Here is a 14,367-nt window from a genome sequence, read left to right as displayed (position 1 = left end):
GCCTTTAGCGGGCCGGCAGCGCTGCCGACCCGTCCGGTTCAGTCAGTGCTGGCGATCTGTTCAGAACTCCTGCCAACTGCTGTCGTTGCCTGGCGCGGCGACCACGGCGCGCAGCTTGGCGGGAGCGCGGCCGGTTGCCGTCGCCTCGGCCGCAAGCGCGGGCGTTGCTGCCGGGCGCCGTGATGCTGCACGCGATGCCTGCGATGCGTCGCTGCTGTCGGTCTTGAAGACCGCCACTGCCTCGGTCAATCCGAGCGCCTGTTCTTCCAGTGCGCGTGCGGCGGCGGTGGCTTCTTCCACCAGCGCGGCGTTCTGCTGGGTGGTTTCGTCCATCTGGGTCACGGTCTGGTTGACCTGCTCGATGCCGGTCGACTGCTCCTGCGAGGCCGCGGAGATCTCGCCCATGATGTCAGTGACGCGCTGCACGCTGGACACGATCTCGGCCATGGTGGTGCCGGCACTGTGCACCAGCAGCGAGCCTTCGGCCACGCGTTGCACCGAATCGTCGATCAGGCTCTTGATCTCCTTGGCCGCCGCGGTGGAGCGCTGCGCCAGCGTGCGCACTTCGCTGGCCACCACGGCAAAGCCGCGGCCTTGTTCGCCGGCGCGCGCCGCTTCCACCGCGGCGTTGAGTGCCAGGATGTTGGTCTGGAACGAGATGCCATCGATGACGCTGATGATGTCGGCGATCTTCTTGGACGACGACTCGATCCCGCTCATGGTCTGGACCACCTTGCTGGCGATCTCGCCGCCCTGCGACGCCACGCGGGCGGCGCCGATGGCAAGCTGGTTGGCCTGGCGTGCGCTTTCGGCGTTCTGCTTGACGGTGGAGGTGAGCTCTTCCATCGAGGCCGCGGTTTCTTCCAGGTTGGCGGCCTGTTGTTCGGTGCGCTGCGACAGATCCTGGTTGCCGGCGGCGATTTCGCCGGTGGCTGCGCTGATGTTGCCGGCCGCGCCCTGGATCCGCATCACGATGCGCGTGAGCTGTTCGGTGGTGGCGTTGGCGTCGTCGCGCATCGTGGCGAACACACCGTGGAAGTTGCCGTGCATGCGGGCGGTGAGATCGCCGGCGGCGATCGACTGCAACAGCGCCGACAAGCTGCCCAGGCTGGTGTCGCTGACCTCCATCATCGCGTTGAGGTCCTGCACCATGCGCAGGAAATCGTGCTCGAAGCGCTGCGCATCGCCGCGCGCGCTGAAGTCGCCGGCCGCTGCCGCGCTGGCCAGGCGCTGGATCTCGGTATTGATCGCCAGCAGGCTGGCCTTGGCCGCATCCATCGATTCGTGCAGTACCGCGCGGCTGCCCGGCAGGCGCCGTGCATCGCGGCGCAGATCGCCGCGGGCGTATTCGTTGAGCACTTCGATGGCATCGACGATGGCGTCCAGGTGCTCGAACATCATCGTGTTGATGCCCTTGCTCAGCTCGCCGTACACGCCGGGGAAGTCCTGCGGCATACGGTGCGTCACGTCCTTGTCGGCGTGCAGCGCGATCATCCGCGTGGTTTCGCCGGAGAAACGCTGCAACTGGGCCTGCATCCTGGCCATGGCGCTGAGCAGCCGGCCGGGCTCGTCGGTGGCGGTGGTGTGCACGTCGCTGTCCAGGCGGCCTTCGGCGATGGCCTCGGCGGCACGGGTGGCACGGCTCAACGGCTGGGTCAGGCTGCGGGTGATCAACCAGGCCAGCAGGCTGCTGATCACCACGACCGCAATGCCGCCGGCGATCAGCAATGCCCGGCCACGCTCCATTGCGGCGTTGGCGTCGGCATAGGCTGCCGCGCCACGGCTGCGCTGGCGCGCGGCATACGCATCGAGCGCGTCCTGCCACTGCTGGTTCGCCGGTGCGGCCTGTTGCATCAGTGCCTTGAGCGCCTCGTCGGGCTTGTAATTCATGCCCAGGTCCAGCACCTGCTGATTGGCGACACGCGCCTTTTCGCGGGCAAGATCGATCTGCCGACGCATTGCTGCACCATTGGCGTCGGATGGCGGGATGGCGTACAGCTTGTCGTGGATGTTGCTGTAGTACTGCCGCTGCTGCTCGACGATTTTTGCGAAACCGATGTTCTCTTCCTGCGTGGTCGGCAGCACGATGTTGCGCAGGTTGATTGCGATGTCCGCACTGGCGCTGCGCATCTCGCCGACATATTCCAGGATCGTCATGTTGCGCTTGACGATCGAGTCCATGCGCCCGCGCGCTTGCGCCAGGGTCATCAGGCCCGCGACCACCAGGCCGCAGGACAGCAGGATCAGAAAGCCGAACGCGGCCGAAAGGCGGGTGCCGACGTTATAGCGTTGGAGAAAGCCCATCATGAAACATACCTGCCGGGAAGGAGGAGAAGGAGGCGGTTGGAGGCACGACGGCGGGCGGCCTTGCGATCACAGTCGGCATCCGCTGCAAGCGAGGGACGGCCGCACGACGCTTGGCGCGGGTAGCGCGTCGGCTCCTTCCCGATTGCAGGGCAGGTAGCGGCGGCCTGGCCGTATACTTGAGCTCGCTATTTAGCTTTTGTTATAGCTGCCATCGTTCAAGGAAGCAGGCAACGCCGCTTGCCGATGCAAGGCCATGCCGGGTGCAGCGGCGATGGATGCGCGTGCGCAGGGGAGGGCGCCCGACATGCAGGCCGGTCGTGGCGCCAGTGCCACCTCGCGGCTGGCGTTCCAGTTGGTCTTTGCGAAGCGACCGATCAGACAGGGGGCAGGTGAGCGGATGCGTGCCGGCGGGATCGGCTGCGGCCGAGTGTCGCCTTGGCGGTTCGAGTTGGAAGTCGACGCCAGCCAGGGCGCGGCGGTCTGGCCCATCGTCAGCGGGGCCGCCAATGCAATGAGGGCCCAAGCTCGCGCATGCGGGTTGCATGTGCTGGCTCGGGCCCTGCGTGTTGCAACGACTGATGTGTGGAGCGGTTGCCTGGCGCACTGGCGTCGGTGAGCTTCCCACCGACGCCAGTGCGTTACCCCGCGGCACTACGGCGACTTCTTGGTCGGCCGCTTCCAGCCTTCGATCACGGTCTGACGCGCACGCGTCACGGTGAGTTGGCCCGCGGGCGCATCGCTGGTGACCACCGCCCCGGCACCGATGGTGGAATTGGCGCCAATCTCGATCGGCGCCACCAACGCGCTGTTGGAGCCGACAAACGCACCATCGCCGATGGTGGTCTGCGACTTGTTCACCCCGTCGTAGTTGGCGGTCAGAACTCCTGCCAGCTGGTCTCGACGGTCGTCGATGCCGCAACCGCGCGCGGCTTGGCGGCAGCGGTACCGCCGATCGAGGTCAGCTTGGCGCGCACAGCCGGCGCCGCCTTGGCGAGTGATGCCGTGCGGGCAGTGCTGGTGGTGCCTTGCTCGGTCTTGAACACCGCCACGGCTTCGGTCAACCCAACCGCCTGTTCTTCCAGCGAGCGCGCGGCGGCAGTGGCTTCTTCCACCAGCGCGGCGTTCTGTTGGGTGGTTTCGTCCATCTGGGTGACGGTCTGGTTGACCTGTTCGATTCCGGCCGACTGTTCCTGCGAGGCCGCGGAGATCTCGCCCATGATGTCGGTGACCCGCTGCACGCTGGTCACCAGCTCGCCCATGGTCTTGCCAGCGGTGTTGACCAGCACCGAACCGGCGGCCACTCGTTCGACCGAGTCGGCAATCAGGTCCTTGATCTCCTTGGCGGCGCCGGAAGAGCGCTGGGCCAGCGTACGCACTTCAGACGCCACCACGGCGAAGCCGCGACCCTGCTCGCCGGCACGTGCCGCTTCCACCGCCGCGTTCAAGGCCAGGATATTGGTCTGGAAGGCGATGCCGTCGATGACGGAGATGATGTCGGCGATCTTCTTGGACGAAGCTTCGATCCCGGCCATGGTCTCGACCACCTGACCGACAATCTCGCCGCCCTGGGTGGCCACGCCGGCCGCGCCGATGGCGAGCTGGTTGGCCTGGCGTGCGCTTTCGGCGTTCTGCTTGACGGTGGAGGTGAGCTCTTCCATCGAAGCGGCAGTTTCTTCCAGGCTGGCGGCCTGCTGTTCGGTGCGCTGCGACAGGTCGCTGTTGCCGGCAGCGATCTCGCTGGCGGCGCCCTTGATCGAGATGGCCGATGCCTTGATGCCGGTGACGATCTCGGCCAGTTGCACGGCGGTGGCATTGGCATCGTCGCGCATCTGCGCAAACACGCCGTGGAACTCGCCGCTCATGCGTGCGGTGAGATCGCCGGCCGCGATCGCCTGCAACAGGCCCGAAAGCGACTGCAGGTTGCCGTCGGCGGTGGCCATCAGGGTATTGAGGCTTTCCACCATCACGCGGAAGTCGTGCTGGAAGTTGTCGGCATCGCCGCGGGCGCTGAAGTCGCCATTGGCCGCGCATTGGGAAAGATGCTTGATGGCGTGATTGACCGAAGACAGGTTGCCCTTGACCTTGGCCATGGTGTCGCTGAGCACGGCCTTGTCGCCGGGCAGCGCTTCCATGTCTTCGCGCAGGTCGCCGATCGCGTATTGGCCCATGATCTGCGCCAACCGCATCATCACGGCCACATGCGAGGCGGCCAGGTCGTTGTTGCCACGCACGATGGTGGCGTAATCGCCAGGAAACGCTGCCTCGTCCAGGCGGAAGTTCAGCTCGCCCTGATCGTGCCGGCGCTTCATTTCCTGCTGGCCATGCAAGACCTTCTGCAACTGCTGCTGCATCTTGCTCATGCTGGCGAGCAGACGGCCGGTCTCGTCGGTGCCGCTGCCGTCCACGCTGATCGACAGATTGCCAGCCGCGATGGAATCGGCCACCTGCGAAGCGGTGCCGAGGCGGTTGATCAGGCGACGACGGATCAACCCGCCGCTGACCAGCGCCGCCAGCACGGCGATGCCGCTGCCGACAATCATCGACCAACGGCTGCGGGCCTTTGCGGCGGCCAATGTCGCGCTGCGCTTGACCAGCAACTGGTTTTCCTGCGCTTCGAAGTCGGCCAGGTGCTGGCGGATCTGCCCCATCGCCACGCGTTCATGGCCGGCCTTGAACTGCGTGAGCAAGGCGGACAGATCGGTGTCGCTGGTTTTGCCGCGCAGCGCGATCAGATTGTCCTCAAAGCCCATGAACTGCTCGTATGACGCATGCAGGCGCTGCAGGCGTTCCTGCTGCACCGGGTTGTCGGCGGTCAACGTCTTGGCGTTGGTGAATTCCTGTTCGAACTGCGCCTTGCCCTTGTTGTAGGGGGTGAGATGCGTTTCCTGCCCGGACAGCAGAAAGCCGCGCGCGCCCGTCTCGATATTGACCGTGGCAATGGACATGGCGCGGCCGGTGCCGATCACCTGGTAGGTGTGGTCGTTCATGGCCACCGCGTCCGACAGCTGGGACTGCCCATGAAGCCCTACTGCTGCGACGATCAAGAGCACAAGAACAACTGTGCCAAAGCCCAGTGCCAGTTGTGTCGAAAGACTTAGCTGTTTCATCGAATGTGCCTTGAGCTGATAACAATCTGAATAGTGGAAGCCACCCGTTCGGCCCCCCGAGATCGGCCGTGCGATGGCGCGGTGCAGTGAGGCGTCTTGGCGCTCGCATGGGTGCCTCGTTGCTGACATAGCTAGCGGCGCAACCACGCTCGACTGAAGGGTTTCGTCACACACTCATCACGCAATTTCGATGGCGTTTATGTTGGAGAAAAACCGGGCTCTACTGGTGTGGGCTGCTGGTGAGGGCAGCACGGTCCGATAAGGCGCATGCAACGCCGGGGCAGGTGTCAGTGCAGGCTCCGCCAAAGGCTGTTGCGCGCGTGCGCAAGACCGATGCCGTCATGCTGCAGCGACCCGCGCCGCACCCGGCGATGCGCCTGGTGCCGGCAGCACTGCACGTAAAAAAAACCGCGCTCGTTGCGAGCGCGGTGTCCAGTGCGGTTCCTGGGCCGATCCTAGAACTCGGCCCAATTGGACGCGTCGGCTGCGACCGACACGGCAGCGGGGCGCGCCGTCGGGCGTGCGACAGGCGGCTTGATCGCAGGCTTGCTGGCCGCAACCGGACGCTTGGCGGCAATCTGGCGCACCGCCGGTGCGGTGCGGGCTACCGTTTCCATGTCGGCCGACAGCCGGAACAGCGCCACCGCTTCGGTCAGTTGCTGGGCTTGTTCTTCCATCGCGCGTGCGGCGGCGGTGGCTTCTTCCACCAGCGCGGCGTTCTGCTGGGTGGTTTCGTCCATGCTGGTCACGGTCTGGTTGACCTGCTCGATCCCGGCAGACTGCTCCTGCGAGGCCGCGGAGATCTCGCCCATGATGTCGGTGACGCGCTGCACGCTGGACACGATCTCGCCCATGGTGGTGCCGGCGCTGTGCACCAGCACCGAGCCTTCGGCCACCCGCTGCACGGAGTCGTCGATCAGGTCCTTGATCTCCTTGGCTGCGCCGGAGGAACGTTGCGCCAACGTGCGCACTTCAGACGCCACGACCGCAAAGCCGCGGCCCTGTTCACCGGCGCGTGCGGCTTCCACTGCCGCGTTCAAGGCCAGGATATTGGTCTGGAAGGCGATGCCGTCGATGACGGAGATGATGTCGGCGATCTTCTTGGACGAGGCTTCGATCCCGCTCATGGTGCCGACCACCTTGCTGACGATCTCGCCGCCCTGCGAGGCGACGCTGGCCGCGCCGATGGCGAGCTGGTTGGCCTGGCGTGCGCTTTCGGCGTTCTGCTTGACGGTGGAGGTGAGTTCCTCCATCGAGGCCGCGGTTTCTTCCAGGTTGGCGGCCTGCTGTTCGGTGCGCTGCGACAGGTCTTGATTGCCGGCGGCGATTTCGCTTGCCGCGCCCCTGATCGACGTGGCCGAGGCCTTGATGCCGCTGACGATTTCGGCCAGCTGGGTGGCGGTGGCATTGGCGTCGTCGCGCATCTGCGCAAACACGCCGTGGAACTCGCCGCTCATGCGGGCGGTGAGGTCGCCGGCAGCGATCGACTGCAACAAGCCAGAGAGCGACTGGAGGTTGCCGTCTGCGGTGGCCATCAAGGTGTTGAGGCTTTCCACCATCACGCGGAAGTCGTACTGGAAACGCTCGGCATCGCCGCGGGCGCTGAAGTCGCCATTGGCCGCCGATGTCGCCAGGTGCTTGATCTCGGTGTTCATCGCCGACAGATTGGATTTGACCTGTGCCATGGTGTCGGTGAGCACGGCCTTTTCGCCGGGCAGCTTGTCCATGTCCTCGCTGAGATCGCCGATGGCGTAGCGACCCATGATCTGCGCAAGCTTCATCTTCACCGCGATATGCGATGCGACCAGATTGTTGGTATCGCTGGCCATGCGGCCGTAGTCGCCCGGGAACGCCTCGGCATCGATGCGGTAGCTGATCTGGCCCTCATCGTGGCGACGGGCCATGTCGGTCTGCGCGCTGAGCAGGTTGCGCAACTGCTGTTGCATCTTGCTCATCGCCTTGAGCAGGCGCCCGGCTTCGTCGTTGAAATGGGTGTCGACGTCGTTATCCAGCTGGCCGCCGGCGATGGATTCTGCAGCGCAGGTCGCGCGGCGCAACGGCTGGGTCAGGCTGCGAGTGATCAGCACGCCCAGGGCGCCGCTCAACAGCACGACTAGTAGCGAGCCGCCGATCAGCAGCTTGCGCGAGTCGTCCATGGATTTGAATGCCACAGCCGATGCATCGGCTGCCTGCTTTTCCTGCAGGGCAATGTTTTCGGCAATCCGGTCCTGCCAGCCCTGCATGGCGGGCGCCGCCTTGTTCAGCAGAAAGGGAAGTGCTTCGTCGCTGTGACCGGTCATCACCAGATCCATGACCTTGTCATTGAAACCCTTGACCTCGGCGCGGCGCGCATCGATTTCTGCACGCAGGATCTTGCCTTGCTCCGAGGCCGGCATGGCATACAACGCCTCGCGCGCTTTGGTGTAGTCGGCACGCGCAGACTGGATCTTGGCGACGAACTGGCGATTCTCTTCATCGCTGGTCGGCAAGACCAGATTGCGCAGCTGCGTGCCGATAATGAAATTGGCGTTCATCATGTCGTTGGACAGGCGGACCTTGGCCATGTTCTGGTTCACGATGTCGTCGACCAACGCGCGTGCCGAGGTCAATCCGCGATAACCGATCAAGGCGATCAGGCCCGACAGCACGATCAGGACAGCGAAGGCGGCCGCTAGCCGTGGGCCGACGTTGTAACGTTGAAGAAGTGAGGTCATGACAGGGTTCCTGGCAAGCGTTGCGCGATAAAAGCAAGCGATGCGGTGCCGCCAGTCAAGTGCAGTCTGACGTCCCGCTATGCCCAGTAACGGCGCTTGAACGCATCTGCTGAATACCTCGATATCAAAAAAAATATAACTCAATTTAGGATCGTGAAATAAACCATTGAATTATTGAATCGAGGTCATCCGGATATTCAATGGATAATGCGGGCGCTACTATTAGCCTATTTATACATTTGTAAAATGTATACCGATAATCTGTTTGATGCGTTGATGGGTTTATCTGGTCCTGCGACGCAATAAAAAAGCCGCGCTCCAGAGAGCGCGGCTTGCATGGGGGCGACTATTCGGCGCAGGTGGCGTTCGAGACGATGGCGAGTTCCCCACCAGCAGGTGCCAGCCGCGGAAGGGCGCTGCACCCGCAGCGCACATGGAGCATTGCCATCCTGTGTACAGGCCGCGCCCACCTGGCGGCGAGCGCGGCCGTCTTGCCGCTGTTAGAACTCGGACCAATCGGATTCATTGGACGGCGCCACTGCCACTGCGGCACGGCCCACCTGACGCGCAGCCTGCGGCTTGATGGCCGGCGTGCTGGCCGCAACCGGGCGCTTGGCGGCGATCTGGCGTACCACCGGCGTTGCGCGGGTGACCGCTTCCAGTTCGGCCGAGAGGCGGAACTGCGCCACCGCTTCGGTGAGCTGCTGCGCCTGCTCTTCCATCGAGCGTGCAGCGGCGGTGGCTTCTTCCACCAATGCGGCGTTCTGCTGGGTGGCCTCGTCCATGTGGGTGACGGTCTGGTTGACCTGCTCGATGCCGGCCGATTGTTCCTGCGATGCTGCGGAGATTTCGCTCATGATGTCGGTGACGCGCTGCACCGAAGAGACGATCTCGGCCATGGTGCTGCCGGCCTGATTCACCAGCGCCGAGCCTTCGGCCACCTTGCTCACCGAGTCGTCGATCAGGCCCTTGATCTCCTTCGCTGCACCGGCCGAGCGCTGCGCCAGCGTGCGTACTTCCGAGGCGACCACGGCAAAGCCACGGCCCTGCTCGCCGGCGCGCGCCGCTTCCACCGCGGCATTCAACGCCAGGATGTTGGTCTGGAAGGCGATGCCGTCGATGACGCTGATGATTTCAGCAATCTTCTTGGACGAGGTTTCGATGCCGGACATGGTGGTGACCACCTGGCCGACCACGTTGCCGCCGTGCGATGCCACGCCTGCTGCGCCGATGGCGAGCTGGTTGGCCTGACGCGCATGCTCGGCGTTCTGCTTGACGGTGGAGGTGAGCTCTTCCATCGACGCGGCGGTTTCTTCCAGGTTGGCCGCCTGCTGCTCGGTGCGCTGCGACAGGTCATTGTTACCGGCGGCAATCTCGCCGGCGGCCGTGTTGATGGCCAGGGTGGAGTGCTTGATGCGGCCCACGATGTCGGTCAGGCGCTGGGTGGTCGCGTTGGCATCGTCGCGCAGCCGTGCGAATACGCCGTGGAATTGCCCGTCCATGCGCGCGGTCAGGTCGCCATCGGCCACGGCGCCGAGCAGCTGCGACAGCTTGCCCAGGTTGCGGTCGCTGACTTCCATCATCGAGTTCAGATCCGACACCATCACGGCGAAGTCGTACTTGAAGCGCTGCGCATCGCCGCGCGCACTGAAGTCGCCGGAGGCAGCCGCCTGCGCCAGGTGCTTGATCTCGGTGTTGATCGACAACAAGCTGGCCTTGGCTGCGTCCATCGCCTCATGCAGCACCGCGCGGCTGGCCGGCAGGCGACGCGCATCTTCGCTCAGGTCGCCCTGTGCATATTGATTGAGGATGTGCACCGCATCGACGATGGCGTCGAGATGCTCGAAGATCATCGTGTTGATGCCGGTGGCAAGGTTGCCGTACACGCCGGGGAAATCTTCCGGCATGCGGTGGGTGATGTCTTCGGCGGAATGCAGGTGCGACATGCGCGCGGTTTCGTCGGAGAAACGGCGCAGCATCTGGGTCATGCCACCGGTGGCCTCCAGCATCTGGCCGATTTCGTCCTTGCTGGTCCTGCCGACCTGTACGCCCAGATCGCCGCGCGAAACCGCCTGGATGGCGCCCAGCGCCTTGGCGAGCGGGCTGGTGATGCTGCGTGCGATCAACCAACCGAAGGTGACCGACAAGGCGGCCATCAACAAGGTGCCGATCAGCAGCACCGCGCTGGTCAGCTTGAACGAGCTGGCGCTGGCAGTCACCATGTCGCCCAGCGCCTTGGACTGCTGTGCATACAGCTTGTCCACCGAGGCGAACAGTTCCTTGCGGATCTCGCCCGACTGCTTGCGCGAAAACTCCATCGCCGCGGCGCGGTCGGGCTCTGCGTAGAGCTTGCGCAGCTGCTGGTTGGCCGCGAAATAGCGTGCGCTGGCATCGGTGAGCTTGGCGTACTCGGCCTTCAACGGCGATGCCGCATCGATCTTGGCGTCCAGCTGCTTCTGCGTGTCGGCGTACTTGGCCTGGATTTCATCCATGCGCTTGAAGAAATACGCGTAGCGCTCCGGGTCTTCCAGATTGAGGAACTGGCCCACTTCGTAGACACGGAACTCGCCGGCAAAACCGCGCAACTCGGACAGGCGGCTCAATACCGGCACCACGTCCTGGTTGATCAAGGTGGTTTCGCTCTGCATCTGCTTCATGCGCGAAAAACCCAAGCCGCCCAGTAATGCGGTGAGCACGGCACTCAGGCAGAAGGCAAACATCAGTTTGCGGCGGATTGGCCAGTCGTTGAACTTATTCATCACTTGCTCCGGAGCATTGCTTAGCGTCGTTATCCAGCAAGCTAACGGCCGAAACGCCAAGTTCTTTAGTTGTGAAGTATTAACGGGCTGGCAAACGCCGGCCAGCTAGGCCCTAATGCCGCAACGCTGGTCTTGCGGCGATGCGTCACAGCGCCAGATCCGGCCGCCGTTGCGCACCGTCCTTGCTCAAAAATCCTGCCACTGGCTGTCGTTGCCGGCGGTGGCCGCGGGCGCGTTCACTGCCGGCTTGCGCGCGCTCGGCGCACGCGTGCCGGTCTTGTGTGCCCGCGCTACTGCGACCACGGTAGGCGTTGTCGGCGCAGGCGTTGCAGTCTGCGACGGCGGCGCATCGGCCAGGGTAAAGCGCGACACTGCGTGCGCCAGCTGGCTGGCCTGGTCTTCCATGGTGCGCGCCGCGGCAGTGGCTTCTTCCACCAATGCGGCGTTCTGCTGGGTCGCTTCATCCATCTGGGTGATGGTGAGGTTGACCTGCTCGATGCCCGACGACTGTTCCTGCGAGGCGGCGGCGATCTCGCCCATGATGTCGGTCACGCGCTGCACGCTGGCGACGATATCGGCCATGGTGGTGCCGGCCTGATGCACCAGTTGCGAGCCCTCGGCGACCTTGCTCACCGAATCGTCGATCAAGTGTTTGATCTCTTTGGCGGCACCGGCCGAGCGCTGCGCCAGTGTGCGCACCTCGGAGGCCACCACGGCAAAACCGCGGCCCTGTTCGCCGGCACGCGCCGCTTCCACGGCGGCGTTGAGCGCCAGGATGTTGGTCTGGAACGCGATGCCGTCGATCACGCTGATGATCTCGGCGATCTTCTTCGATGAGACTTCGATGCCGGACATGGTGGTGACCACCTGCGCCACCACCGCGCCGCCCTGCGACGCCACGCCGGCCGCACCGATCGCCAGCTGGTTGGCCCGGCGTGCGCTCTCGGCATTCTGTTTGACGGTGGAGGTGAGCTCCTCCATCGAGGCGGCAGTCTCTTCCAGATTTGCCGCCTGTTGTTCGGTGCGCTGCGACAGGTCGTTGTTGCCGGCGGCGATTTCGCTGGAGGCAGTGTGAATGCTGCCGGCGGCCTGCTGGATGCGCCCGATCACCAGCGCCAGCTGCTCGGCGGTGGTATTTGCGTCGTCGCGCATCGCGGCGAAAACGCCATGGAACTGGCCCTGCATGCGCGCACTCAGGTCGCCGTCGGCCAGTGCGCTGAGCAGGCGCGACACTTCGGCGATGCTGACCGCGTTGGCATCGAGCAAGGCATTGAGCTGCTGCGCCAGTTGCAGGAAAAAGCCTTGTTTTCCGGTGCTGTCGATGCGCTTGGAAAGATCGCCGGCAGCGGCGCTACGCACCACGTCGGCAACGTCGATTTCCACGCGCGCCTCCGCCGTGCGGTCGCGCCACTCGCAGACAAAACCCAGGTGCGCGCCGGCCTCGTCGCGAATTGCCGAAACGTTCTGTGCGATGCAGGTGGTGCGGTACTGCACCTCGCGTTGGGCAGCGCCCTGGCGGTCCAGACGCTGGTAGATCTCCGCGTCCTGTGCGTTGCCCACCTCCAGCAGCGAGACCGGTTGGCCGACCAGGTTGGCGGTGCGCTTGAACGCGGGCGCGCAGGCCTGGATATCGTCTGCGTAGGTGTGCAGCAGGTTTTGCAGCGCACTATTGGTATAGATGATGGTGAGATCCGGGTCGGCGATGTACATGCCGGTGGATGCGTTATCCAGCGCGGTACGGATGCGCAGGTTTTCGGCCGCGATGCTGCGCTCGCGCTCCAGGCGCTCGCGCAGGTCGCGCTGCATGCGCGCCAGGGCGGCCATCAGGCTGCGCGAGTGCTTTGCGGCGACCGGGATCGGTTGATCCAGGCGGCCTTCGGCGATGTGCTGCGCAGCTGCCATGGCCAGCTGCGGCTCGCCGCCGAGCAGGCCGAACACCGAGCGCAGAATCCAGCCGGCCGCCAGCGCCAGGCACACGAATGCCAGCACCACGGCGCTACCTTGCTGCCACATCACCCGGTGGCTGTATTGCTCGGCCTGGCGGCGGCTGGCCTCGTTCAAGGCCAGGATGCGCTCGCTGATGGTGCCCATGCGGGTTTCGAGCTGGCTGAACTTGTCGTTGAAATCCGCGTAAGCCGCTGCGCTGTCCGCATGCGTCTCGGCAGCTTTCACCACCTGGTCGGCAGAGGCGATATAGGCCTGCAGCGCCGGTGTCACCGCATCCAGATCGCTGCGCAATGCAGGGTCCAGCGGCAGTTTGCGGTTGGCGGCCAGCGATTGGCGGAATTCGCCGGCATGTTCGCCCAGTGCGGTGCGTGCGGCTGCAACTGCTTTATCGTCTTTCGTGGAGGCAGCAAGCAACGCTGCGGTGACATCGCCGCGCAGGGCGTCGTGCATCATGTCCGCCTGCATGTGGTTGCGCAGCGCATCGGAGGAGATGACCTGTGCGGCGATCGCATCGAGCAGGCCGCGTTGGCCGTTATAGCCCACGCCACCCAGGGCGAGCAGCGCCAAAGCGGCCACCAGCACCAGGACGCCCAGCATATGCATGATCTTCATGGTGCAACCCGTGTCAGAAGCGGAAAGACAGGCCCACGCCGAGCGCGTGATCCGGTGAGCGGTCGTTGAGTCCGCGGCTGTAGACCGCGTCCAGTTGGACGTCGTTGCTCAGCAGCCAGGCCGAGCCGATATCGAGCAGGGCGACAGTGCCGCCATCGTCGCTCTTGGCGATCTGCGGCAACGCCACTTCGACGAACGAGCGCACGCGGTCGTTCCAGGCCTTGCCAAGAACCGCGCCGAAGATGCCGGCGGTATATCGGTTGCCCTGGCCATCGTCGTCCCAGATCACGCCGGGCATCATGCCCGCGGAAATACTGTCGCTGAGCTCCCATTCGGCTACCAGCCGGAACGAGGGGCGTGCACCATGGCCGCGCAACGCTTGCGCGCCGCTGGGCAGGTCCACATGCAGCAACCAGGCCAGCGAGGTCTTGCCGACGTCGGAGCTGGCCAGGTGATGCTTGATGCCAAGCGAGACGTCGGACATGCCGCTCACCTGCGCATCGCCGGGCAGGTCGATGCGCTGCCAGCCATCGGTTTCCAGCCGCAATTCCCAGGTCTGGCCCAGGCCGTAGCGCAGGAGCGTGGGTGTGGAATACGCATCCACCGCGTCATCGCGTTCCCACGCGACGCTGGTTTCCACCTGCACGCGGCGGTCGCCAACGGTGAGGCTGGATTCCACGAAATCCGGGCGGTCGGTCGCGATCGGGTCTTCGGCGCGGGCATGACCCATCGCACCCAACAGCACAAAACAGCTGGCGATAACAGACGGCTTCATGGCATCCCTTGCGTGGCAACGTGCGGAAACACATATCCGGATGCATGCGCTGGCTGCGTTGGCTGCCACAGCAGGCATGGATTGCTGGACCGGCTGCTGCGGCGGGGCGCAGGCAGTCGATGTCATCCACACTAACGGCAACGCCG

7 protein-coding genes and 1 pseudogene are annotated in these 14,367 nt (G+C 64.6%); all 8 read right to left on the bottom strand.

Annotated elements, in window-relative coordinates:
• Window positions 1-60 precede the first annotated feature (60 nt).
• The 8 genes and pseudogenes from ACCQ00_RS11270 to ACCQ00_RS11235 all read right to left on the bottom strand — a co-directional run bounded on the left by ACCQ00_RS11270 (window position 61) and on the right by ACCQ00_RS11235 (window position 14,221).
• Window positions 61-2,307 carry a methyl-accepting chemotaxis protein gene (locus ACCQ00_RS11270; RefSeq protein WP_372353927.1) on the bottom strand — a complete coding sequence of 749 codons (2,247 nt, stop codon included), beginning with the start codon at window positions 2,305-2,307 and terminating at the stop codon, window positions 61-63.
• A 189-nt stretch (window positions 2,308-2,496) separates the two neighbouring features.
• Window positions 2,497-2,796 carry a hypothetical protein gene (locus tag ACCQ00_RS11265; RefSeq protein ID WP_039572538.1) on the bottom strand — a complete coding sequence of 100 codons (300 nt, stop codon included), beginning with the start codon at window positions 2,794-2,796 and terminating at the stop codon, window positions 2,497-2,499.
• Between the two features lie 162 nt (window positions 2,797-2,958).
• Window positions 2,959-3,195 (bottom strand): annotated as a pseudogene (locus tag ACCQ00_RS11260) (DapH/DapD/GlmU-related protein); the annotation flags it as partial.
• Window positions 3,183-5,294, bottom strand: coding sequence for a methyl-accepting chemotaxis protein (locus tag ACCQ00_RS11255; protein ID WP_039575018.1), 2,112 nt, complete (start codon window positions 5,292-5,294; stop codon window positions 3,183-3,185). The pseudogene ACCQ00_RS11260 and the gene ACCQ00_RS11255, both read right to left, overlap by 13 nt.
• 575 nt (window positions 5,295-5,869) lie before the next feature.
• Entirely contained in the window at window positions 5,870-8,128 is a 2,259-nt protein-coding gene (locus ACCQ00_RS11250) for a methyl-accepting chemotaxis protein (RefSeq protein ID WP_039575016.1), read from the bottom strand.
• Between the two features lie 500 nt (window positions 8,129-8,628).
• Window positions 8,629-10,887, bottom strand: a complete 2,259-nt coding sequence (locus tag ACCQ00_RS11245; RefSeq protein ID WP_039575015.1) for a methyl-accepting chemotaxis protein — start codon at window positions 10,885-10,887, stop codon at window positions 8,629-8,631.
• A gap of 186 nt (window positions 10,888-11,073) precedes the next feature.
• Window positions 11,074-13,446, bottom strand: a complete 2,373-nt coding sequence (locus ACCQ00_RS11240) for a methyl-accepting chemotaxis protein (protein ID WP_039575012.1) — start codon at window positions 13,444-13,446, stop codon at window positions 11,074-11,076.
• 13 nt (window positions 13,447-13,459) lie between these two features.
• On the bottom strand, window positions 13,460-14,221 hold the full coding sequence (locus ACCQ00_RS11235) for a transporter (protein ID WP_039575010.1): 762 nt from the start codon (window positions 14,219-14,221) through the stop codon (window positions 13,460-13,462).
• Between the last annotated feature and the right edge of the window lie 146 nt (window positions 14,222-14,367).

The sequence above is a fragment of the Xanthomonas sp. NCPPB 3761 genome (assembly GCF_041475705.2).
GTDB lineage: Bacteria > Pseudomonadota > Gammaproteobacteria > Xanthomonadales > Xanthomonadaceae > Xanthomonas > Xanthomonas phaseoli.
The sequence above is the reverse complement of the archived record's forward strand: the minus strand, read 5'-3'. Positions and strand labels throughout refer to the sequence as shown.